Annotated in this window: 13 protein-coding genes; 7 read left to right on the top strand and 6 right to left on the bottom strand. The window is 74.9% G+C overall.

All coding sequences use genetic code 11. From position 1 onward, the window contains the following. Together ACFYNO_RS14235 and ACFYNO_RS14230 are read right to left on the bottom strand one after the other, a co-directional pair. Positions 1–6,858, bottom strand: a 6,858-nt coding sequence (locus ACFYNO_RS14235) for a type I polyketide synthase (protein ID WP_388010740.1), incomplete at its 3' end; no start/stop codon positions are given. Positions 6,859–7,119: 261 nt separating this feature from the next. Next, entirely contained in the window at positions 7,120–8,520 is a 1,401-nt protein-coding gene (locus ACFYNO_RS14230; protein WP_388010737.1) for an FAD-dependent oxidoreductase, read from the bottom strand. A 249-nt stretch (positions 8,521–8,769) separates the two neighbouring features. Between ACFYNO_RS14230 and ACFYNO_RS14225 the strand changes: the two genes are divergently transcribed. Continuing rightward, positions 8,770–9,957 (top strand): cytochrome P450, encoded by a 1,188-nt coding sequence (locus ACFYNO_RS14225; RefSeq protein WP_388010734.1) that lies wholly within the window; start codon positions 8,770–8,772, stop codon positions 9,955–9,957. A gap of 42 nt (positions 9,958–9,999) precedes the next feature. Here ACFYNO_RS14225 and ACFYNO_RS14220 read toward each other — a convergent pair whose 3' ends face one another. Together ACFYNO_RS14220 and ACFYNO_RS14215 are read right to left on the bottom strand one after the other, a co-directional pair. Then, on the bottom strand, positions 10,000–11,601 hold the full coding sequence (locus ACFYNO_RS14220) for an ABC transporter permease (RefSeq protein WP_388010731.1): 1,602 nt from the start codon (positions 11,599–11,601) through the stop codon (positions 10,000–10,002). Then, positions 11,598–12,527: an ATP-binding cassette domain-containing protein gene (locus tag ACFYNO_RS14215; RefSeq protein ID WP_388010728.1), complete on the bottom strand. Its 930-nt coding sequence runs from the start codon at positions 12,525–12,527 to the stop codon at positions 11,598–11,600. Before ACFYNO_RS14215 ends, ACFYNO_RS14220 begins: the two co-directional genes overlap by 4 nt. 79 nt (positions 12,528–12,606) lie before the next feature. Between ACFYNO_RS14215 and ACFYNO_RS14210 the strand changes: the two genes are divergently transcribed. Continuing rightward, a complete protein-coding gene (locus tag ACFYNO_RS14210) occupies positions 12,607–13,191 on the top strand; it encodes a GbsR/MarR family transcriptional regulator (protein ID WP_388010725.1) in 585 nt (194 codons plus the stop codon). 2 nt (positions 13,192–13,193) lie between these two features. After that, positions 13,194–13,718 (top strand): GbsR/MarR family transcriptional regulator, encoded by a 525-nt coding sequence (locus tag ACFYNO_RS14205; protein ID WP_388010722.1) that lies wholly within the window; start codon positions 13,194–13,196, stop codon positions 13,716–13,718. A 14-nt stretch (positions 13,719–13,732) separates the two neighbouring features. On the opposite strand, the gene ACFYNO_RS14200 is transcribed toward ACFYNO_RS14205, so the two are convergent. Next, positions 13,733–16,654 (bottom strand): ATP-binding protein, encoded by a 2,922-nt coding sequence (locus tag ACFYNO_RS14200; RefSeq protein WP_388010719.1) that lies wholly within the window; start codon positions 16,652–16,654, stop codon positions 13,733–13,735. A gap of 626 nt (positions 16,655–17,280) precedes the next feature. Between ACFYNO_RS14200 and ACFYNO_RS14195 the strand changes: the two genes are divergently transcribed. Beyond that, positions 17,281–18,054 (top strand): class I SAM-dependent methyltransferase, encoded by a 774-nt coding sequence (locus ACFYNO_RS14195; RefSeq protein ID WP_388010716.1) that lies wholly within the window; start codon positions 17,281–17,283, stop codon positions 18,052–18,054. A 97-nt stretch (positions 18,055–18,151) separates the two neighbouring features. On the opposite strand, the gene ACFYNO_RS14190 is transcribed toward ACFYNO_RS14195, so the two are convergent. Next, the gene (locus ACFYNO_RS14190; RefSeq protein WP_388010713.1) at positions 18,152–18,859 is read right to left on the bottom strand and encodes a hypothetical protein; all 708 of its coding nucleotides are present in this window, start codon (positions 18,857–18,859) and stop codon (positions 18,152–18,154) included. 309 nt (positions 18,860–19,168) lie between these two features. Here ACFYNO_RS14190 and ACFYNO_RS14185 point away from each other — a divergent pair, with 309 nt between their 5' ends. The 3 genes from ACFYNO_RS14185 (at position 19,169) to ACFYNO_RS14175 (ending at position 21,374) form a co-directional block, all read left to right on the top strand. Continuing rightward, entirely contained in the window at positions 19,169–19,360 is a 192-nt protein-coding gene (locus tag ACFYNO_RS14185) for an aroma-sacti cluster domain-containing protein (RefSeq protein WP_388010710.1), read from the top strand. A gap of 1 nt (position 19,361) precedes the next feature. Beyond that, the gene (locus ACFYNO_RS14180; protein WP_388010707.1) at positions 19,362–21,128 is read left to right on the top strand and encodes a BTAD domain-containing putative transcriptional regulator; all 1,767 of its coding nucleotides are present in this window, start codon (positions 19,362–19,364) and stop codon (positions 21,126–21,128) included. 117 nt (positions 21,129–21,245) lie between these two features. Next, entirely contained in the window at positions 21,246–21,374 is a 129-nt protein-coding gene (locus tag ACFYNO_RS14175; RefSeq protein ID WP_388010704.1) for a hypothetical protein, read from the top strand. The last annotated feature ends 21 nt before the right edge of the window (positions 21,375–21,395 follow it).

Below are 21,395 nucleotides of genomic sequence, written 5' to 3'. Positions count from 1 at the left end.
AAACTCGGACTGCGCCGACCGCACCAACCCCCACACCGCACCACCCTCCACCTCGGCCAAATCCGCCACCACCACCAGCCGCGCGCCATCCCACCTCTCCAACGACGCCCACTCCCGCACCAACCCCAACACCTCCACCACCGACCGACCCGCCACCACCACAACCTCCGCCGCACCCACCTCGTCCAGCCCCCCACACACCCGGCCAAGCCCCTCCCACCCCGCACCGACCACCGCCCAATCCCCCACCGACACCCCACCCACCGAACCCCCACCCACCGGCACCCACACCACCCGATACAGATCCCCACCCCCACCAAGCCCACCCCGCAGCCGCTCCTCACTCACGGCCCGCAGTGCCAGCGACTCCACCACCGCAACCGATCGCCCGGACTCGTCCGCGAGTTCGAGCGACACCGCCTCCCCCTCCGCCGGGCTCACCCGCACCCGCGCGGTCAGCGCACCCGCCGCATCCACAGCGACGCCCGCCCAGCTGAACGGCAACCGCAGACCCTCACCCTCCAGCAGCACCGCATGCAGCGCCGCATCGAGCAGCGCCGGGTGCAGGGCGAACCCACCGGCGCCCTCGCGCTGTTCCTCGCCCAACTCGACCTCGGCGAACACCTCGGCACCCCGCCGCCAGGCCGCCCGCAGCCCCTGGAACGCGGGCCCGTACTCGTAGCCGGTCTCCGCCAGGCGCGCGTAGTACCCGTCCAGCGCCACCCGTTCGGCCCCGGCCGGCGGCCAACTCCCGCCCGCCCACTCCGCGACTGCTGCCCGCTCCGCGACGGCCGCGCGCTCCGCACGCGCGCCGGCCAGCATCCCGGAGACATGGCGCACCCAGGCCTGATCGGCGGCCGCCCCCTCGGGCCGTGAGTAGACGTCCACCGACCGCCGGCCCTGCCCGTCCTCACCACCGACGACCACCTGCAGCATCACCGCGTCACCCGCCGCGCCCAGCACCAGCGGCTCCTGCAACGTCAGCTCGTCCAGGCGTTCGCAGCCCGCCTCGTCCCCGGCCCGCACCGCCAGCTCCACGAACGCGGTGCCCGGCAGCAGCACGGCCCCGGACACCGCGTGGTCGGCGAGCCAACCGTGGGTGCCGAGCGCCAACCGCCCGGTGAGCACATGCCCGCCGCCGTCCGCGACCGCGACGGCCGCGCCGAGCAGCGGGTGGTCGGCGGCCGCGAGCCCGAGTCCGGCGGCATGGCCGCCGGCCGCGCCGCTGCCACCCGCCAGCCAGTACCGCCGCCGCTGGAAGGCGTACGTGGGCAGCTCCACCGTCCGTCCACCGCCCGGCAGCACCGCCCGCCAGTCCACTCCGGCGCCGCCCACCCAGGCCTCGGCGAGCGAGCGCACGACGCGCTCCAGCCCGCCCTCCTCGCGCCGCAGCGTGCCGACCACGGCCGCACCACCGCCGGCCTGCTCGACGCACTCGCCGATCCCGACCGTCAGCACCGGGTGCGCGCTCACCTCCACGAACGGGCCGAAGCCCGCCTCCGCCAGCCCGGTGATCACCTCCGCGAACCGCACCGGCTGCCGCAGGTTGGTGTACCAGTACTCGGCGTCCAGCCCGGCCGTCTCCAACCGGCCACCGGTCACCGTGGAGGAGAACGGCACCGCGGACTCCATCGGCCGCACCCCCGCCAGCGCCGCCAGCAGCTCCTCGCGGATCGCCTCCACCTGGGCACCGTGCGAGGCGTAGTCCACCCCGATCCGCCGCGCCCGCTCCTGCTCCGCCAGCAACTGCTCCAGCGCATCGACCTCCCCCGACACGACCGTGGACGAGGGCCCGTTCAGCGCCGCCACCGAGATCCGCCCGCCGTACGGCGCGATCAACTCCGCCACCTCATCCACCGGCAGCGGAAGCGAAACCATCCCACCCCTGCCCGACAACGCCAACAACGCCCGCGACCGCAACGCCACCACCCGCGCACCATCCTCCAACGACAACGCCCCCGCCACACACGCCGCCGCGATCTCCCCCTGCGAATGCCCCACCACCGCCGCCGGCACCACCCCGAACGAACGCCACACCTCCGCCAACGACACCATCACCGCCCACAACACCGGCTGCACCACATCCACCCGCTCCAACCCCACCCCACCCCGCAACACCTCCACCAACGACCAGTCGACATACGCCGACAGCGCCGTCGAACACTCCGCAATACGAGAAGCGAACACCGGCGAGCAGTCCAGCAACTCCGCCCCCATCCCCACCCACTGCGACCCCTGCCCCGGGAACACGAACACCACCCGACCGTCCCCACCGGCCACCCCGCTCACCACGGGCGAGCGCAACCCGGCGCGCAGGCCGTCCAGTTCCCCGCCGACCACCACCGCCCGGTGCTCCAACGCCGCCCGCTTAGTCGCCAACGACCACGCGACATCGGCCACATCCGTGCCCGGCTCAACGGCCGCCGCCAGCCGGTCGGCCTGCGCGGCCAACGCATCCCGGGTACGCGCCGACAGCACCCACGGCACCACCGCACCGGCGGGCGCCCCGCCGGCCACTACTCCGGTCACGGCCGGCGCGGGCGCCTCCTCCAGCACGACATGCGCGTTCGTCCCGCTGACGCCGAACGCCGATACCGCCGCCCGACGCGGTTCCGCCCCGCGCGGCCAGTCGACCGCCTCGGTGAGCAGCGACACCGCGCCCGCCGACCAGTCCACCTCCCCCGTCGGCCGGTCCACATGCAGGGTGCGCGGCAACACCCCTAGCCGCAGCGCCAGCACCATCTTGATCACCCCGGCCACACCCGCCGCCGCCTGGGTGTGCCCGATGTTCGACTTCACCGAACCCAGCCACAACGGCCGCTCCGCCGCCCGCCCTTGGCCGTACGTGGCGAGCAGCGCCTGCGCCTCGATCGGGTCGCCCAACCGGGTGCCCGTACCGTGCGCCTCCACCGCATCCACCTGACGGCCGGTCAGCTGTGCATTGGCCAGGGCCTGCCGGATCACCCGCCGCTGTGACGAACCGTTGGGCGCGGTCAGACCGTTCGACGCACCGTCCTGGTTCACCGCCGAGCCGCGCACCACGGCCAGCACCTGGTGGCCGTTCCGCTGGGCCTCGGAGAGCCGTTCCAGCAGCAGCACCCCCACGCCCTCGGCCCAGCCCGTGCCGTCGGCGGCAGCCGCGAAGGGCTTGCACCGGCCGTCGGCGGCCAGGCCCTGCTGGCGGCTGAACTCCACGAACATGCCGGGGGTGGCGAGCACGGTGGCACCGGCGGCCAGCGCCATCGAGCACTCGCCCGCGCGCAGCGCCCGGCAGGCCCAGTGCAGCGCGACCAGCGAGGAGGAGCAGGCCGTGTCCACGGTGATGGCGGGGCCCTCCAGGCCGAAGACGTAGGCGAGTCGGCCGGAGGCGACGCTCGGGGTGGTGCCGGTCAGCACGTAGCCCTCGGCTCCATCGGCGGCCTCGTGCATCCGGGGGCCGTAGTCGGCGCCGGTGGCGCCGACGAAGACACCGGTGTCGCTGCCGCGCAGCGCGTCCACCGGGATGCCCGCCCGCTCGAAGACCTCCCAACTCGTCTCCAGCAGCAGCCGCTGCTGCGGATCCATCGCCAGCGCCTCGCGCGGCGAGATCCCGAACAGCTCGGCGTCGAACTCGCCCACGCCGTCGAGGAACCCGCCGTGGCGCACGGAGCTGGTGCCCGCCTCTCCGACGTCCGCGCCGAACAGTCGGCCGAGGTCCCAGCCCCGGTCGGTCGGGAACTCGCCCACCGCGTCCACGCCTTCGGCCACCAGCCGCCACAGCTCCTCCGGCGAGCCGACCCCGCCCGGCAGCCGGCAGGCCATCGCCACGATCGCGATCGGCTCGTCGGTGTCGGTCACGGTGGCGCGTGGCGCGGCGTCCGCCTCCGTGCCGGCCGCGAGGGCCCGCAGCTGGGCGGTGAGCGCGGCGGGGGTGGGGTGGTCGAAGAGCAGCGAGGTGGGCAGCGGCAGGCCGGTCGCTTCGGCCAGCTGGCCGCGCAGTTCGCCGAGGGTCAGCGAGTCGAAGCCGAGGTCCTTGAACGCGGCCTTCTCCCGGACCTCGGCCGCGCTGGCGTAGCCGAGCACGGCGGCGATCCGCTCCCGCACCAAGTCGCCGAGCGCATACCGGGTTCCACTGGCAGCGGGCGTGCTCCGCCCGGCCGCCCCGAGCCAGTACCGCTGCCGCTGGAACGGGTAGGTCGGCAGCTCCACCCGACGCGGTGTGCTGCCCGCGAACGCGCCCGACCAGTCGACCGCCGCTCCGTGTACGTGCAGCCGGGCCAGTGCCTCGGCGAAGCCGCGCACCTCGCCGTGGCGCGGGCGCAGCGCGGGGATGAAGGCGCCGCCGGCCGGGACGCAGTCGCGGGCCAGGCCGGTGAGCACGCCGTCGGGGCCGAGTTCCAGGTAGCGGGTGGTCCCGGCCGCGTGCAGGGTGCGCATCCCGTCCAGGAACCGCACCGGGCGGCGGACGTGCTGCACCCAGTAGTCCACGGTGGCGAGTTCGGCGGCCCCGGCGGGTGCGCCGGTGAGGTTGGAGACGATCGGGAGCTGCGGCGGCCGGAAGTCCAGGCCGCTCAGCACGGCGGCGAACTCGTCGAGCATCGGCTCCATGTGCGGCGAGTGGAAGGCGTGGCTGACCCGCAGCCGCTTGGTCCGGCGTCCCAGTGAGCGCCAGTGGTCGGCGAGTTGGAGCACCGCGGTCTCGTCGCCGGCCAGCACGGTGGCCTCCGGCCCGTTGAGGGCGGCGATGCCGAGTTCGGCCTCCTGGCCGGCCAGCAGCGGGGCGAGTTCCTGCTCGGTGGCCTGCACGGCGACCATCGCTCCGCCGCCGGGCAGTTGCTGCATCAGGCGGCCCCGGGCGGCGACCAGGGCGGCCGCGTCCGCCAGGTCGAGCACGCCGGCCACGTGTGCGGCGGCGATCTCGCCGATCGAGTGGCCCATCAGCCGGTCGGCCCGCACGCCCCAGCTCTCCACCAGCCGGTGGAGGGCGACTTCGAAGGCGAAGAGCGCGGGCTGGGTGTAGCCGGTCCGGTCGAGCAGACCACTGTCGTCGGCGAGGACGACCTCGCGCAGCGGGCGGGCGAGGTACGGGTCGAGCGCGGCGCACGCCTCGTCGAAGGCGCGGGCGTAGACCGGGTGAGCCCGGTACAGCTCGCCGCCCATGCCGGCCCGTTGGGCGCCCTGCCCGGCGAACAGGAAGGCGATGCCGCCGTCGAGGACTTCGCCGCTGACCACGGCCGGGGCGACCCGCCCGTGGGCGAACTCGCGGAGCCCGTCGGCCAGCTCGGCCCGGTCCGCGGCGAGCGCCACCGCCCGGTGCTCGAACGCGGTCCTGGTGGTGGCGAGCGAGTGCGCCAGGTCCGCCGGCCGGTGCTCCCGGTCGGCCACCTGTGAGGCCTGCGCGCGCAGCGCGTCGCGGTCGCGCGCGGAGAGGAGGAACGGCAGCGTGCCCGCACCGTCCACCCCCACCGCCGCCCCGCCCGTGCCCTCCGCCACCGCCGCCCCGCCCGGGCTCTCCGCCACCGCCCCGTCCGGGCTCTGCCCCACCGCCGCCGGGTGCTCGGCGAGCACCACGTGGCAGTTCGCGCCGCCCATGCCGAAGGAGCTGACCCCGGCGGTCAGCGGCCGCTCGGGGTGCGGCCAGGGCCCGTGCTCGGTGCGCACCCGGAGGCGCCAACCCGTCAGGTCGATGGCCGGGTTGGGCCGCTCGTGGTGCAGACTGGCCGGCAGCTGGCGCCGGTTCAGGCAGAGCACGGCCTTTGCGAGCCCGGCGGCGCCCGCCGCGCTCTCCAGGTGGCCGATGTTGGTCTTGGCGGAGCCGACCAGCAGCGGGTCGGCGGGGTCCCGGTCGCGGCCGAGCACGGCGCCGAGGGCGGCGGCCTCGATCGGGTCGCCGAGCCGGGTGCCGGTGCCGTGCAGTTCGACGTACTGGACCTCGGCGGGGTCCAGGCCGGCCCGCCGGTAGGCCTGCCGCAGCAGGTCCTGCTGGGCGGCGGCGCTGGGCACGGTGAGGCCTTCGGTGGCGCCGTCGTTGTTGGCGGCGCTGGCCCGGATCACGCAGAGCACCGGGTGCCCGGCGGCCAGTGCGCGGTCGAGCGGTTCGAGCAGCACCAGGGCGCCGCCCTCGCCGCGCACGTAGCCGTCGGCCCGTTCGTCGAAGGTGTGGCAGCGGCCGGTCGGCGAGAGGCCGCCGAACTTGGCCGCGGCGAGCGCGCCTTCCGGCGTGAGGTTGAGCTGCACACCGCCGGCCAGGGCGAGTTGGGCCTCGCCGCTGCGCAGGCTCTCGCAGGCCAGGTGCACGGCGGTGAGCGCGGAGGACTGGGCGGTGTCGACGGTGAGGCTGGGGCCGTGCAGTCCGAGCAGGTAGGAGATCCGGTTGGCGATGATGCCGCGGGTCAGGCCGGTGGCGGTGTGCTGGCCGACGCTGTCCGGGCCGTGCGCCTGGGTGAGCCTGGCGTAGTCGTCGGCGCTGCCGCCGACGAAGACGCCGGTGCGGGTGCCCGCCAGGTCGGCGGGGCGCAGGCCGGCGTGTTCCAGGGCCTCCCAGCCGAGTTCGAGGGCGAGGCGCTGCTGGGGGTCCATGGCCTGGGCCTCGCGCGGCGAGATGCCGAAGAAAGCGGCGTCGAAGCCGTCGACCCGGTCCAGGAAGGCGCCGAGCCTGGCGTGTCGGGGCACGGCCTGGGCCAGGCCGGGGTCGCGGGCGAGTGCCTCGGCCCAGCGGTCGGCGGGGAACTCGGTGACGGCGTCGGTGCCTCGGGCGAGCAGCTGCCAGTACGCCTCGGGGTTGGCGGCGCCGGGGAACCGGCAGGCGAGTCCCACCACGGCGATCGGCTCGCAGCCCTCACCCGAGCGGTCGACTGCGGTCTCAGCGATTTCGGCCATATCTCCCACCCGTGGGCCCGCCGGATTCCCGCGGCCCGACGCCGCGCAGCCGGCATTCCCACGTGGGGTCCGCCGGCGGATTCCGGTCCTGGGAAAGCGGACAGGCGACGGCCCGCCCGGTGCGGCGGCCGTCACCACGGTCAGTTCTCGACACACCTCTGCCGCCCCTGGCGCCACACCACGGCACCGGCCGGCCAGGCCAACCTCGCACGCGCCCACGCACCCGGGAAAGGCCGCGCGGCCCCTAAGGCCGCCCGACCCCTACGCCACCGGCTCCCCCACGCACCGCGCCAGCAGTTCCCGCTCGCTCGCCTTCAGCGGCGGCTGCACCAACTCCGGCCGCTGCGGCCCCTTGCGCAGCTCGGCCAGCACGGCCGCGTCCTCCAGCGAGCCGGAGGGCGCGGAGAGCGTGCTCACCGCCGTGGTCGCCGCGCTCAGGGCGGGCGAGCGGATCGCGGTGGCCCCGATCAGCTCGGCGAACCGGCGCCGCTCGCCGGCCTGGACGGTCAGCCGCGGGTCGCCGACCTCGGTGCGGCAGTCGGGGTAGCAGATGTCCTGGGAGGCGGCGAAGATCCACGGGTCGTCGACGGCCCGGGCGATGGCCTGCTGCGCCCGGGCCGTGGCGGCGCCGCCGAGCCCGTCCGCGGCGAGCACCCCGTCCAGCGCGACCGCTTCCAGTGCCGCGGCGCTCATCCCGTGCCCGTACACGGGGTTGAGCGCGGCCAGCGCGTCGCCGATCGCCAGCAGTCCGGCCGGCCAGCGCTCCGCCCGTTCGCAGAACAGCCGCCGGCTGGCGGTGCTCCGGGTGCGCTGCACACCCGTCAGCGGTTCGGCCCCGGCGATCAGGCCGGCCACCACGGGGTGCCGCAGCGCGTTCGCGAAGGCGGTGAACTCCGCCTCGGTGCCACCCGGTTCGCCGTTGCGGGTGCCGGAGAGGGTGACCATCCAGCGGTCGCCCTCGATCGGCAGCACCACGCCGTTGCGGCCGGGCCGGCCGTCGCGGTGGTCGGCGTAGACGCTGACCACGGGGAAGGCGGCCGCCATGCCGTGCGGCGCGCGGTAGATCCGGGTGGCGTAGACGATGCCGGGGTCGACCCGGTCGATCTCCGGTACCGGCAGCCCGAGCGCGGGCAGCCACTGCTCCAGCCGGGAGCCGCGGCCGGTGGCGTCCACCACCAGGTCGGCGGCCACCTCCTCGCCCTGCACCAGCACGCCGGTGACCCGCTCCGGGTCCCCCAGCAGCCCCTGTGCCCCGGTCCGTTCGCGCAGCGTGATCCGCGGCTCGGCGAGCACGGCCTCGCGCACCGCCTGGTCGAGCAGCGGCCGGCTGCAGGCGATCATGAACTGGGTGCCGGGGAACCGGTGCTGCCAGCCGTAGGCGGTGAGCGACAGCATGTCCTGGTGCACCGAGACCTGCCGGGCGCCGGCGGCGAGCCAGCGCTCGGTGGTGCCGGGCAGCAGCGCCTCGATGGCCCGGGCGCCGCCGGACCAGAGCAGGTGGGCGTGCCGGCCCTGCGGCACGCCCTTGCGCGGCTCGGGCCCGGCCGGGAGGCTGTCCCGGTCCACCACGGTGACCTGGTCGACGTGGCGTGCCAGCACCGTGGCGGCCAGCAGGCCGGCCAGTCCGCCTCCCAGCACGACGGCGCGTGTCGTTCCGCTCATCGAATGCCCGTCCCCTCCGCACTGCGGCCGCACCCTGCGTCCAGGACGAGCCTGGCCCGCCCGCCCCCGTCCTGGCGACGGCCCGCCACCCCTATTCGCACCCCGGCACCCCCTGCCCGCAGGGGTCCCGACCCCACCGGTGGCCCCCAGTCGGCGGCTTCTCGGGTTCCCCCGGGGCCCGTTGGGGCCGAGGATCCGTCATCGGCCGCTCTGTACCAGGGCCTTGGCGAACCGAGGGGACGGATCACGATGGGTGTGGACTCGGGGCTTCCGGCGGAGATCCGCGGGCTCTTCGACTGGCTGGACGGGATGCGGGCCACCGAGCCCGTGCACCTCGACGAGCGGACCGGCTCCTGGCACGTCTTCGGCTACCGGGAGGTGTCCCGGGTCTACGCGGATCCGGGGCTGTTCTCCTCCGACCTGGGCGCGCTGATGCCCTCCCAGCCGGAGCTGGAGCTGTTCGCCAAGGGCAACTTCGTCCGGATGGACCCGCCCCGGCAGCAGGAGCTGCGCCGGCTGGTCAGCCGGGCGTTCACCTCGCGGACGGTGGCCGAGCTGGCGCCGCGGATCACCGAGATCACCGATGAGTTGCTGGACGCGGTCGGGGACCGCACCGAGCTGGTCGAAGCGCTGACCTACCCGCTGCCGATCGTGGTGATCGCCGAGCTGCTGGGGGTGCCGGCCGGGGACCGCGAGCTGTTCCGCGGCTGGGCGGACGTGATGCTCTCCGGCACGATGCGGGCCGACGAGGTGGTGGTCGGCGAGGAGACGCTGCGCTCCTACGCGCCGACCATGCTCGCCATGTTCGACTACTTCACCGCCCAGGTGCGGGACCGCCGGGCGCGGCCGGGGGACGACCTGATCAGCGCTCTGGTGGCGGCCGAGCTGGACGGGCAGCGGCTGGACGACGACGAGATCGCGGGCTTCGCGATCGTGCTGCTGGTGGCGGGGCACGTCACCACCACGGCGGTGCTGGGCACCGCCGTGCTGCTGCTGGACGAGCACCCGGAGGTGGCGGCGGCCCTGCGGGCGGACCGGTCGGCGGTGCCGGCGGCGATCGAGGAGGTGCTGCGCTGCCGCCCGCCGTTCACCCGCAACCTGCGGCGCACCACCCGGGCGGCCGAGCTGGGCGGGCGGACGATCCCGGCCGACACGGCGGTCTCGGTCTGGCTGGCGGCGGCCAACCGGGATCCGGCGCAGTTCCCGGACCCGCTGGCCTTCGATCTCCGGCGCAGCCCGAACCCGCACCTCTCCTTCGGCCACGGCATCCACTTCTGCCTGGGTGCGCCGCTGGCCCGGCTGGAGTCCCGGATCGCGCTGGAGCGGCTGTTCGACCGGTTCGCGGAGCTGCGGGTGGACCGGGAGCAGGGCGTGGAGTACTTCCCGAGCGCGGCGATGCTCTTCGGCGCCCGCCGCCTGCCGGTCCTGCTCGCCTGAGGCACGCCGGGGCGGGGCCGCACGGCCCCACCCCACGGCCCGTCAGCTGCCGACCGCGCGGCGCCGCAGGCCGGCCAGGCCGGCGGCGGTGAGCGCGGCGGCGAGCGCCACCAGCACCAGCAGCGGCGTCGCGCTCAGGCTCTCGACGGGCACCCGGGGGATGTGGGTGAACGGCGAGACGTCGAGCAGCGTCTTGTTCCAGCCGAAGGCCCCGCCGAGCTGGCCGAGCAGCAGGAAGAGCACCAGCACGCCCCAGGCGGCCTGCACGACGCGCGGGGCGAGCCCGAAGAGCGCGGTGGTGAGGGCGGCGAGGATCCAGACGGCGGGCAGCTGGACCAGTGCCGCGCCGAGCAGCCGGGGCACCTGGTGGCCGATCTGATGGGTGCTCGCCCCGTAGACCAGCCCGGCGGCCAGGCCGCCGGCGGCGAGCGCGACGGCCGGGCCGAGCAGTGCGAAGACCAGGTGGCTGGCGGCCCAGCCGAGCCGGGAGGTGCGGGTGGCGAGCACCGGCTCGGCCCGTCCCGCGGTCTCCTCCTGGTAGGGGCGCAGCGCGGCCTGCACGGCGTAGGCGGCGGCGATCAGGCCGAGGGTGCCCATGGCGGTGGCCAGGTAGGCGTCGACCAGGTCGCCGTGGCCGCCCAGGTTCTCGAACATCTTCTTCAGCGCGCTGCTGCTGTTGACCTGGTCGGCGATGCTCTTGCCGGCGCCGCCGGTGACGGCGCCGATCACCACGAAGCCGGCCGTCCAGCCGAGCAGGGCGGGCCGGTGCAGCCGCCAGGCCAGGGCGAGCGGGGTGCGCAGGCCGGGCGCGGCGGTGGCGGGGCCGGGCCGGTCGGGCAGCAGGCCGGCGCCGAGGTCGCGGCGGTCGCAGAGGGCGAAGGCGGCGGCGGTGAGTACCCCGGTGGCGGCCAGGGCGAGTGCGAGCACCCACCAGCGTTCGCCGGCGAAGGAGTCCAGCCGTTCCAGCCAGCCGATCGGCGAGAGCCAGACCACCCAGGAGGCGCCGCCCTTGCTGACGTCGCCGAGGGCGCGCAGCAGGAAGGCGGCGCCGACCACGGCGGAGGCGATGCCGCGGGCGGCGCGGGCGCTCTCGGTGAGCTGGGCGGCGATCGCGCCGACGGCGGCGAAGACGCAGCCGGTGGCGCCGAGGCCGAGGCCGAGCGCGAGCGAGCCGGTCCAGGGCAGGCCCTGGAAGACCATGGTGATCGCCATGTAGAGGGCGGCGACCACGTTGCCGACCACGGCGACGGTGAAGGCGGCGGCGAGCTGGGCGCGCGGGCCGACCACGCCGGCCCGGATCAGCTCGGCACGGCCGGTCTCCTCCTCGCCGCGGCTGTGCCGGATCACGGCGAAGAGGCTGATCAGGCCGATGATCAGGCCGCCGAGCGCGGCGGAGCGCCAGGCCACCAGGCCGCCGAGCGAGTCGGTGCGGACCACCGGGCCGTACATGAAGAGCTGGGCCGCGTTCCCGTTGACGCCGTTCGCGAAGTCCATCCGCTCCTTGGCGGTGGTGTAGAGCTTGGCGAACCCGGAGACGTTGCTCGCGACGATGCCGACCATGATGAGCAGGCCGAGCGGGAGCTTGACCCGATCGCGGCGGACGTAGAGCTTGATCAGGTCCCGGGTGCCGGCGTACTCGTTCATCGCACCGCCTCGGTGCGCGGCGCGGGCGTGCTGGCCGCCGGCTCCTCGGTCTGGTAGTGCCGCAGGAACAGCTCCTCCAGCGTGGGCGGCTGGCAGGTGAGGCTGCGCACGCCGATGCCGGTGAGGTAGGCGAGCACGGCATTGAGGTCGGCGGTCTCGACGTCGAACCGCAGCCGGGTGCCCTCGACCCGCAGGTCGTGCACGGGCGGCAGGCCGGCCAGGTCCTCGGGGGCGGTGGCCAGGTCGGCGCTGACCGAGGTGCGGGAGAGGTGGCGCAGCTCGGTGAGGGTGCCGGTCTCGACGGCGCGGCCCTTGCGGATGATCGTCACCCGGTCGCAGAGCGCCTCGACCTCGCCCAGGATGTGGCTGGAGAGCAGCACGGTGCGGCCGCGTTCGCGCTCCTGGGCGACCAGGTCCTGGAAGACCGCCTCCATCAGCGGGTCCAGGCCGGAGGTGGGCTCGTCGAGCAGCAGCAGTTCGACGTCCGAGGCGAAGGCGGCGACCAGCGCGACCTTCTGCCGGTTGCCCTTGGAGTAGGCGCGTCCCTTCTTCTTGGGGTCGAGTTCGAAGCGCTCGACCAGTTCGTCTCGCCGGCGTTTGTCGACGCTGCCGCGCAGCCGGCCGAGCAGGTCGATCGCCTCGCCGCCGGAGAGGTTGGGCCAGAGGGTCACGTCTCCCGGCACGTAGGCCAGGCGGGCGTGCAGGTCGGCGGTGTCCCGCCAGGGGTCGCCGCCGAGCAGCCGGACCTCGCCGGCGTCGGCCCGCAGCATGCCGAGCAGCACGCGGATGGTGGTGGACTTCCCGGCGCCGTTGGGGCCGAGGAAGCCGTGCACCTCACCACTTCCGACGGTGAGGTCGAGCCCGTCCAGGGCCCGGAACCCGCCGAAGGTCTTCACCAGCCCGGAGGCCGAGATGGCACTAGTCATGAGCACGATGTTACATTGGTTTCACACATTCCTGAAATTACAGAAAAGTCACGCATCTGTGTACGGAGGGCCGCAGCGGATGGAACCTGCCGAGCACCTGTCGAACACCGCACGGGGCGGGAAGGACGCGCCGGGCGCCGGCCGGGACGAGGAGGCGGTCGTCCGCTTCACCGAGCGCTTCGCGGTGCACCTGTCGGACGTCGGCTTCCCCCGGATGCCCGCCCGAATCTTCGCGGGCCTGATCACCGCCGAGCACGACCGTCCGACCGCCGCCGAGCTGGCCGCCCTGCTGCGGGTCAGCCCGAGCGCGGTCTCGGTGGCGCTGCGCTACCTGATCCAGCTGGGCCTGGTGGCCCGCGGGCGCGAGCCCGGCGAGCGCCGGGACCACTACCGGATCCTCGACGACCTCTGGTACGAGGCGTTCACCCACCGGGACACCACGCTCGCCCGCTGGGAGGAGGGCCTGCGCGAGGGGCTGACGGCGGTCGGGCCGCAGACCCCGGCGGGGATGCGGCTGACCGAGACCCTGGACTTCTTCGGCTACCTGCGCACCGAGCTGCACCGGCTGATCGGCAAGTGGCGCGACACGCGGGGCGAACCCGCCGCCGCAGCGCTGCCCGAGCAGGCCACCCCTGGCGACACCGTTCACCGCCTACACTGTTGACGATGAGCCGGATAGACCCCCCCGACGACTCCCGAACCCCCGCGGACGGCCGCGACGAGGCCATCGGGCGGTTCGTCGAGCGCTTCGCCCTGCACCTGTCGGAGGCCGGCTTCCCGCGCATGCCCGCCCGGGTCTTCGTGGCCATCCTGGTCTCCGAGGAGGGCCAGCGCACCGCCGCCGAGCTGAGCGAGGTGCTCCAGGTCAGCCCGGCCGCCGTCTCCGGGGCCGTGCAGTACCTGGTGCAGATCGGCCTGGTCGCCCGCGACCGCAAGCCCGGCGAGCGCCGCGACCACTACCGGCTCTACCACGACACCTGGTACGAGGCGCTGACCCGGCAGGACAGCCTCTACACCCGCTGGGAGCAGGACCTCCAGGACGGCATGGCGGCGGTCGGGCCGGACAGCCCGGCGGCGGCCCGGCTGGACGAGACCCGGCGGTTCTTCGGCTTCCTGCGCGAGGAGTTCTCCCGGGTCATGGATACCTGGCGGCAGACCCGCGCGGCGGGCACCGCCCCGGACGGCAGCTGAAACGTGCCGCCCGGTCAGGTGCCCGCCAGCGCCGGGCCGGTGCCGCGCAGGCCCAGGTAGCCGGAGAGGTCGTTGCGGCCGCTGATGTTCAGCTTCCGGTAGACCCTGGTCAGGTGCTGCTCCACGGTGCTCACCGTGACGTGCAGGGACTTGGCCACCTCGCGGTTCATGTAGCCCATCGAGGCCAGCTCGGCGACCCGCAGCTCGGCCTCGCTGAGTACTGAGGTGTCCCCCGGGGCGGGGGCGCCCGCCGGGGCCGCGGGCGCCGGCTGGGCGGCCGTCGGCGGTTCGGGCTGCTCGGGCGCGGCGTCGGCCTGCCAGCGCAGCAGCGTGCGGGCCAGCGGCTCGGCGTGGCACTCGGCGGCCAGCTCCAGCGCGTGGTGCGCCATCGCCTTGGCCCGGCCCGCCTCGCCGAGCGCCTGGTGGGCCCGGCTCAGCTCGGCCAGCGCGTGCGCCAGCTCCAGCCGGTCGCCCGCCGTCTGCAGGCTCTTCACCGCCTTGCGCAGCAGGTCGGGCCGGTCCCGCACACCGCTGGCCGCCGCCAGCTGACGCATCGACACCCCGTAGGTGCGGGCGCCGCCCGCGCCCGGGCGGGCCAGCTGGTCGGCCATCAGCTTCCGGGCGGTCTGCTGCCCGTTCACCCGCAGGTGTGCCATGGCGGCCGCGCCGCGCCAGGGCACCAGGGTGGGCAGGTCGATGTCCCAGGCGCGCATCTGCCGGCCGCAGGCCCGGAAGTCCTCCAGCGCCGCCGCCGGCCGGCCGCTGGCCAGGTGGTACTGGCCGCGGGCGTACTGGAAGAGCAGGCCGAACCGGGTCTCGAAGAGGGCGTCGTGGGCGGGCTGGTTGAGCAGTTCGGCGGCCTCCTCGAGCCGGCCGGTGGCGACCAGGGCCAGCACCAGGGTGGCCAGCGGGGCGCCGACCGCGACGCCCCAGGCGCGCGGGGCGAGCTGGGTGAGCGCGAACCGGGCGTGCCGCTCGGCGGCCCGGGCGTCGCCCTGGCGCAGCGAGACCTCGGCCTGCACGGCGGCCAGCCGGGCCTGCCAGAACGGGGCGCGGCGGACGGCGGCCAGGTCGGCGAGCCGGGCGCAGAACCGGCCGGCCGGCTGCACCCGGTCGCCGTAGACCAGGGCGAGCAGCGCGGCTTCCAGCGAGTCGAAGGTGGCCTCGTCCAGGCCGGTCTCGCGCAGCACCCGGTCGGCGTCGGCGGCCGTGTGCTCGTCACCGCCCTCGGTGAGCACGGTCATCAGCACGGCGGTGCCCTGGTCCGCGGGCTCCACCCGGCCGGCCGGTCCGGCGGCGGCCGGCACGGCGCCGGCCAGTTCGGGGTGGACGGTGCGCATCCACAGGTGGGTGGCGCGGCGGCGGGCGGCGGCCTCGGGGCCGGGCTTGCCGTCGACCAGGAAGAGCACCTCGCTGGCGGCGCCGACCCGGCCGTGCCAGAGCAGTTTGCGGATCAGGGTGTGGGCGTAGCGGGCGGGCAGGTGGCCGTTCTCCAGGGCGGTCAGCAGCCGGGGCAGGTGGCGGGCGGCGGCGGCCGGGTTGAGCCGCCACTCGGCCTCGGCGAGCGCCATGCCGATCCGGGCCCGCACGGCCGCGTCGGCGCTGGCCTCGCAGGCGAGTTCGAGGCAGCGGATGCAGAGCTCGAGGTCGCTGTCGAGCCGGGCGGCCTCGGCGGCCTCGCGCAGGGTGGGGACCGCCCAGTCGGGATCGGCGCGGTGGGGTTCGGCGCGGTCGGGATCGGTCCGGTCGGGATCGGCGCGGTGGGGTTCGGCGCTGCCGACGCCGAGCAGCTGGCGGGCCACCTCGGTGGCCGTCGCCCCTTCGTGGTAGAGGAGTTCGGCGGCGCGCCGGTGCAGTTCGGCCCGCTCCTGCGGGCAGAGGTCCTCCAGCACGGCGCGGGCGGCGCCGGGGTGGCGGAACCAGCCCTCGTGGAAGAGGCCGGTGTTCTCCAGTTCGCGGACGGCCCGGGCGGTGGCCTGGGGTTCGGCGCCGAGCAGCCGGGCGAGCAGCACCTCGGAGGCGGGGCGGTCGAGCACGGCGGCGCCGCGGGCCACCGCCCACATCAGCGGCTCGCCGCGGTGCAGGCAGGAGAGCACGGCCTGGCCGAACGCGCCGCGCACCACCGGGCGTTCGCCGCCGGGGGCGGGTTCGTGCTCGCGCGGGTGGTCCTGGTGGCAGCTGGGGCGGTCCGCCACGGCCCTGGGGTCAGCGGGCAGTTCACAGCGGTCGGCGAGCAGCGCGCGGACCAGCAGCGGGTTGCCGCCGGTCCAGCCGTGCAGTTCGGCGGCGACCCGGCTGCCCGGTTCGGTGCCGAGCAGGTGGGCGACGCCGGCCACCGAGAGCGGGGCGGTGTGCACCCAGACGCAGCGGGACTCGCGCAGCAGTTCGGTGCGGAAGAGCGGGTTGGCGCGCAGCGCGTGCTCGGACTCGGCGAAGACCATCAGCACCCGGGCCGTGCGGAGCCGGCGGACCAGGTAGAGCAGGCACTGCTGGGAGGCGTCGTCGGACCAGTGCACGTCGTCCACCAGGATCAGCAGCGGCTGCCGGGAGGCGAGTTCGCCGAGGATGCCGCAGATGCCGTGCATCACCCGGGTGGGCAGGGCGGCGGTCTCGGGTCTGCCGTCGGCGAGTTCGAGGTGGGTGGCGGCCTCGTCGAGCAGGTGGGCGGTGCGCTCGGCGGCGGGCTCGGGGAGGTCGAGTTCCAGCAGGAGCTGGGCGAGCACGCCGAGCGGCTCGGCCGTCTCCGAGCGCATGCCGGCGGCGCGCAGCACCCGGATGTCCTGCTCGCCCGCCCGGTCGGCGAGGGCATGCAGCAGTTCGGTCTTGCCGCTGCCGACCGTACCGCCGATCACCGCGATCGAGCCGCGGCCGTCGACGGCGGCGGCCAGCAAGTCGACAAGGAACGCCATGCTCCTGTCACGTTCGACCAGTGCCATGGATTTCTCCAGGTAGTCAAGGTGATGATGCCGCCGCCCGCGCGGAACCCGCCGCACCTCTGCCGCACCTCTGCCGCCCCGTGGCCATGCCGCCGGGGACCGCCCCGGACTCCCGGTCCGGTCCGCCGCCGCTCCGCTCCCGCTCCGTTCCCGGGCAGCCGCTAGCCGCCGGGAGGTGCCAGTCCGGCCCGGCTCGGCGTGCTGCGGTTCCGCCCGGTCCCCATGGCCCCCTCGGCATCCCATTCAGGCCCGCGCCGACAAGTGTGACGCTTTCGCAACCCACCGCGTGCGCCCGTCACTTCGGCTGCCATGTTATAGGACTATGAAAACTTCACCTAGAGATCATCTGACAGGATTTCCGTTAACGTTTCAGCACCTGCGGACTTTGAACCGTTATCCCTACCCGCCACGGCGCCGTCCATGCGGCAGGCCGGTCGCTCGCCTTGGTGACAGATTGTCAAAAAAGCTGGACCGCTGGTCGATACCACTTCGGAACGGCTGGAAATGGCGGCCATTAGCGCCGGGCCAATACCGGCCACTCAGGCCAATAACCACCGCCGGGACCCACCGCCTGGACCCACCGCCCGGACCGCCCGCGCCGCCCGTCCCCGGGTACCGTGCGTTCCATGACCGACTCCTCCGTGGCCCGGTTCTACGACGAACTGGCCGCCGACTACCACCGTGTCTACGGCGACTGGGACGCCGCGCTGGTCCGCCAGGGCCGCGCCCTGGACGCCGTGCTCCGCTCGGCCCTCGGCCCCGGCCCGGCCGAGGTGCTGGACTGCGCCTGCGGGATCGGCACCCAGGCGCTCGGGCTCGCGCTGTGCGGCCACCGGGTGACCGGGACCGACCTCAGCCCGGCCGCCGTCGAGCGGGCCGGGCGGGAGGCGCTGCGGCGCGGCCTGGAACTGCCCGCACGCGTCACCGACATGCGCGAACTGCCCTTCGAGGACGGCACCTTCGACGCCGTGGTGTGCGCCGACAACTCGCTGCCGCACCTGCTGACGGCGGCGGACGTGCGCGCGGCGCTCGGCGAGATGCGCCGGGTGCTGCGCCCCGGCGGGCTGCTGCTGCTCAGCACCCGGCCCTACGACGAGCTGCGGCGCACCCGCCCGCCCTCCACCGCCCCGCAGGTGCACGGCTCGGGCCCCGGCCGCACGGTGACCTTCCAGCTCTGGGACTGGCACCCGGACGGCGAGCGCTACGACCTGGAGCACTACCAGCTGACCGGCGAGGCCGAGCAGTGGCGGGTCGCCGTACGGCGCGCCACCTACTGGGCGCTGACCCGGGGCGAGTTGACCGCCTTCGCCGCCGAGGCCGGCTTCACCGGGGCCGACTGGCTCGCGCCCGGGCAAAGTGGCTTCTTCCAGCCGCTGCTCACCGCGCGCGTGCCCGGCTGACCCCGGCGGCCGGGCACGCCCGTGCCCGGGCACGCCGACGGCCCGGCCGCCGTCCGGGTTGCGGACGGCGGCCGGGCGGCCGGACTCAGCGGGGCGGTCAGTCCAGGGTGTAGCCGAGGACGCCCTCGCCGTACTGGCCCTCGCAGTTGATGTCGTTGGAGTCGAAGTGCTCCCCGTTGACCTGGCAGCGCCGCAGCACCCGGGTGGCCACGCCGGCCGGCGGGGTGCTGTAGGCGAAGCCCAGCTCACCGAGGTACTGCTGGCCCTCGCAGTTGCCCGCCTGCGAGGTGAAGGTGTCGGTGGAGTTCCACACCTTGCAGCTGAACAGCGGGACGGTGCCGGCCACCTGGCTGGTGTAGAGCCAGCCGAGGCTGCCCTCCAGGTAGTAGCCGGACGGCTCGGGGCCGGTGGTGCTCAGGTGCTCCGGGCCGTTGAAGCGGTTGAGGTTCACGGTGTTGGCGGCGGGCTGGGTGGTGCACTGCACGCCCCAGGTGGCCTCCCACTGGTTGCCGGGCAGGATCTGCGGCGCGGCGGTCCGGGCGGTGGCGCGGGCGTTCAGCGGGCCGTTGTTCCAGACGTCCGGGGTGCCCAGCGGCAGGCACTGGGCGCTGCCGAAGCCGGCCCGGGCGGCCTGCGCATAGGCCGCGTTCAAGGCCGCCTGCTTGGCTCCCGCCGCACTCGAACTGGTGGCGTCCCCGGAGTAGTTCGCCTGCGCGGGGGTCGCCGCCGAGGCGGGCAGTGCGGCGGCGAACAGCACGGCGCCGGTCGCTGCGGCGGTGCCCAGGAGGCGGGTGAGGGTGCGCATGGATCGTCCTTCCGTAGCGGGCGAGAGCAGACTCGTCCATGTCAACGTGAACGGCCCGACCAGCGTGGGTCAGAGCCGCCCACACTGTCAACCAGTGTGAACGGAGCCATCCACTCAGCTTCATTTCAGCTCAAGCCACGCGACTGACGGATCATCAAGAACAGCACGCCACAGCCCTGTCCGCCCTCTTGCCGAGGCCCGTTCCTGCCGTCAGCATGGCGATACGGTCGTGTGACCCGGGCGGGGACCCTGTCGATGTTCGGTAAAGACAGTCGGTCGTGCCCGGGTTCCGAGGTGCAGGAGGGAACCATGACCTTTGACGCCCTTGCCGCCCTTCGGCAGGCGGGAAACCCGGTCGATCTGCTGACCGACGAGCAGCGCGGCGTCCTGGCCGGCCTGACCGAGGACGAGGTGGCCGTCCTCAACTCCGTCAAGCAGCGGCTGGACGCGGTCTCCGACGCCGAGGTAGAAGGGCATTCCACCGCCATCAAGTTGGCATGAGATGGGGGTGCGCTTCGGCATCCTCGGTCCGCTCCTGGTGCTGGCGGACGGCCGGGCGGTGGACCCGGGGTCGCGCAAGCAGCAGATCCTGCTGGCCGCGCTGCTCTGCCACCCCAACACCCGGGTCTCCGCCGACGCCCTGGTCGAGGCGCTCTGGGAGGACGCGCCGCCCCGGACGGCCCGCAAGAACCTCCAGGTCTACGTCTGCGCCCTGCGCCGGCTGCTCGGCGGCGGGCCCGGCGAACGGATCAGCCACCAGTGCGGCGGCTACGTCTTCCGGGCCGCGGCGGCCGAGTTGGACGCGCTCTGCTTCGAGCAGCGGGTCCGGGCCGGCGCGCCGGCCGAGGCGCTGGAACTGTGGCGCGGACCGGCCGCCCTGGAGGGCTTCCGGCACGTGCCGCTGATCGCCGGCGCCGTGCAGCGGTTGGAGCGGCGCCGGCTCGGGGTCCTCGAGGACTGGGTGGAGGCCGAGTTGGCGGCCGGCGGGGGCCCGGCGGTGATCGACCGGGTGACCGAGGCCGTCCAGCACCATCCGCTGCGCGAGCGGCTGCGGATGCTGCAGATGACGGCGCTCGGCCAGGCCGGCCGGCGCTCCGAGGCGCTGGCCGTCTACGACGAGCTGCGGCAGTCGCTGGCCCAGGAGTTGGGCCTGCCGCCGAGCCCGGCGCTGGCCCGCTGCTACCAGTCGCTGCTGGCCGGGGCGGCCCCGGCCCGGCCGCGCCCGCCCGCCGCGCCGCCAACCGCGCGCCGCGCGCTGCCGCCCAGCCTGCTGCCCTGGGACCCGCCGAACTTCACCGGCCGGACGGTACCCGCCCGGGAGCTGACCGAGGCGCTGATCGGCGCCGGGACCCGGCTGGCGGTGGTGACCGGCCCGCTGGGCACCGGCAAGACCGCCTTCGCCGTACACCTGGCGCACCAGCTCGGCGAGCAGTTCCCGGACGGCCGGTTCTTCGTCCGGCTGCGCGGCGAGGACGGGCGGCTCCGGCCGCTGGAGGACGTGGTGGCCCAACTCCTCCCCGGCACCGGGGCCTCGGCCGATCCCCGGCGGGCCTGGCAGCTCTGGCTGGCCGGCCACCGGGCGCTGGTGGTGGTCGACGACGCCCGCCGCGAGTCCGAGGTCCGCCCGCTGCTGCCGGAGGCCGGCGAGAGCGCCGTGCTGGTCACGGCCCGCCCCCGGCTGATCGGCCTGGAGGGCGCCTACCGGCTCTGGCTCGCCGCCTTCAGCACCGCCGAGGCGGTCGCCTACCTGGGCCGGGTGATCGGCCCCGACCGGGTCGCCGCCGACCCCGGATCGGCCGAACGCATCGTGCTGGCCGCCGGGTCGCTGCCGCTCGGGGTGCGGCTGGTGGCCGAGCGGCTGGCCTTCCTCAGCCATGTGCCGCTGCGCGAGTACGCCGCCCGGCTGGCCGACGCGGGCGCACTGCTGGACGAGCTGTGCGGCAGCGACCTGGCGATCCGGACCAGGCTGGCCGAGTCGATCGGCGAACTGCCGGCGCCCGCCTACTGGGCGGTGCTGCGGCTGGGCCTGCTCTCCCAGCCGGCCTTCACCCTGCACCAGGCCGCCGCCGTGCTGGGCACCGAACCGGGCGCCGCCGTGCGGGTGTTGGAGAGCCTGCTGGAGGCCAGCCTGCTCACCGTGCCGGGCGTCGAGGGGCAGGCGGACACCGTGCGCTACGAGATGCCCGCACTGCCGTACGCCTACGTGCGCGAGCTGGCCGCCCGGACCGACGAGCACGCGCCGGTGCCGCTGCTCGGCCCGGCCGCCTGACCGGCCGACCTGCCGTCATACCGGTTTCGAACCGGCGGCGAAGCGCCGCCATACCGGCGCTGCCTACCGTTTCTCCCGGGTCGGCGTAGCGGACGTCGGCACTCCCGAGGAGGACACATGCCCGAGGACATCAACCCGGAGCCGACCGAGGCCGAGGACGAGGACGTCGACGTGGTCGCCCACGGCATCGACGTCGAGGAAGAGGTCGAAGGCAGCTGCATCATCAACAACAGCTCGGCGCTCTGAACCGTCCGAACCGCCTGAACC

Origin of the sequence: Kitasatospora sp. NPDC006697, assembly GCF_042869935.1 — a bacterium.
Taxonomy (GTDB): Bacteria; Actinomycetota; Actinomycetes; order Streptomycetales; family Streptomycetaceae; genus Kitasatospora.
This window is presented reverse-complemented; position numbering and strand designations above follow the sequence as displayed.

Coding starts and splice junctions, on each gene's coding strand:
- ACFYNO_RS14230 (WP_388010737.1), bottom strand. CDS start 8,520: ATGAGCGGAACGACACGCGCCGTCGTGCTGGGAGGCGGACTGGCCGGC.
- ACFYNO_RS14180 (WP_388010707.1), top strand. CDS start 19,362: ATGGGGGTGCGCTTCGGCATCCTCGGTCCGCTCCTGGTGCTGGCGGAC.
- ACFYNO_RS14185 (WP_388010710.1), top strand. CDS start 19,169: ATGACCTTTGACGCCCTTGCCGCCCTTCGGCAGGCGGGAAACCCGGTC.
- ACFYNO_RS14200 (WP_388010719.1), bottom strand. CDS start 16,654: ATGGCACTGGTCGAACGTGACAGGAGCATGGCGTTCCTTGTCGACTTG.
- ACFYNO_RS14195 (WP_388010716.1), top strand. CDS start 17,281: ATGACCGACTCCTCCGTGGCCCGGTTCTACGACGAACTGGCCGCCGAC.
- ACFYNO_RS14225 (WP_388010734.1), top strand. CDS start 8,770: ATGGGTGTGGACTCGGGGCTTCCGGCGGAGATCCGCGGGCTCTTCGAC.
- ACFYNO_RS14215 (WP_388010728.1), bottom strand. CDS start 12,527: ATGACTAGTGCCATCTCGGCCTCCGGGCTGGTGAAGACCTTCGGCGGG.
- ACFYNO_RS14205 (WP_388010722.1), top strand. CDS start 13,194: ATGAGCCGGATAGACCCCCCCGACGACTCCCGAACCCCCGCGGACGGC.
- ACFYNO_RS14190 (WP_388010713.1), bottom strand. CDS start 18,859: ATGCGCACCCTCACCCGCCTCCTGGGCACCGCCGCAGCGACCGGCGCC.
- ACFYNO_RS14220 (WP_388010731.1), bottom strand. CDS start 11,601: ATGAACGAGTACGCCGGCACCCGGGACCTGATCAAGCTCTACGTCCGC.
- ACFYNO_RS14175 (WP_388010704.1), top strand. CDS start 21,246: ATGCCCGAGGACATCAACCCGGAGCCGACCGAGGCCGAGGACGAGGAC.
- ACFYNO_RS14210 (WP_388010725.1), top strand. CDS start 12,607: ATGGAACCTGCCGAGCACCTGTCGAACACCGCACGGGGCGGGAAGGAC.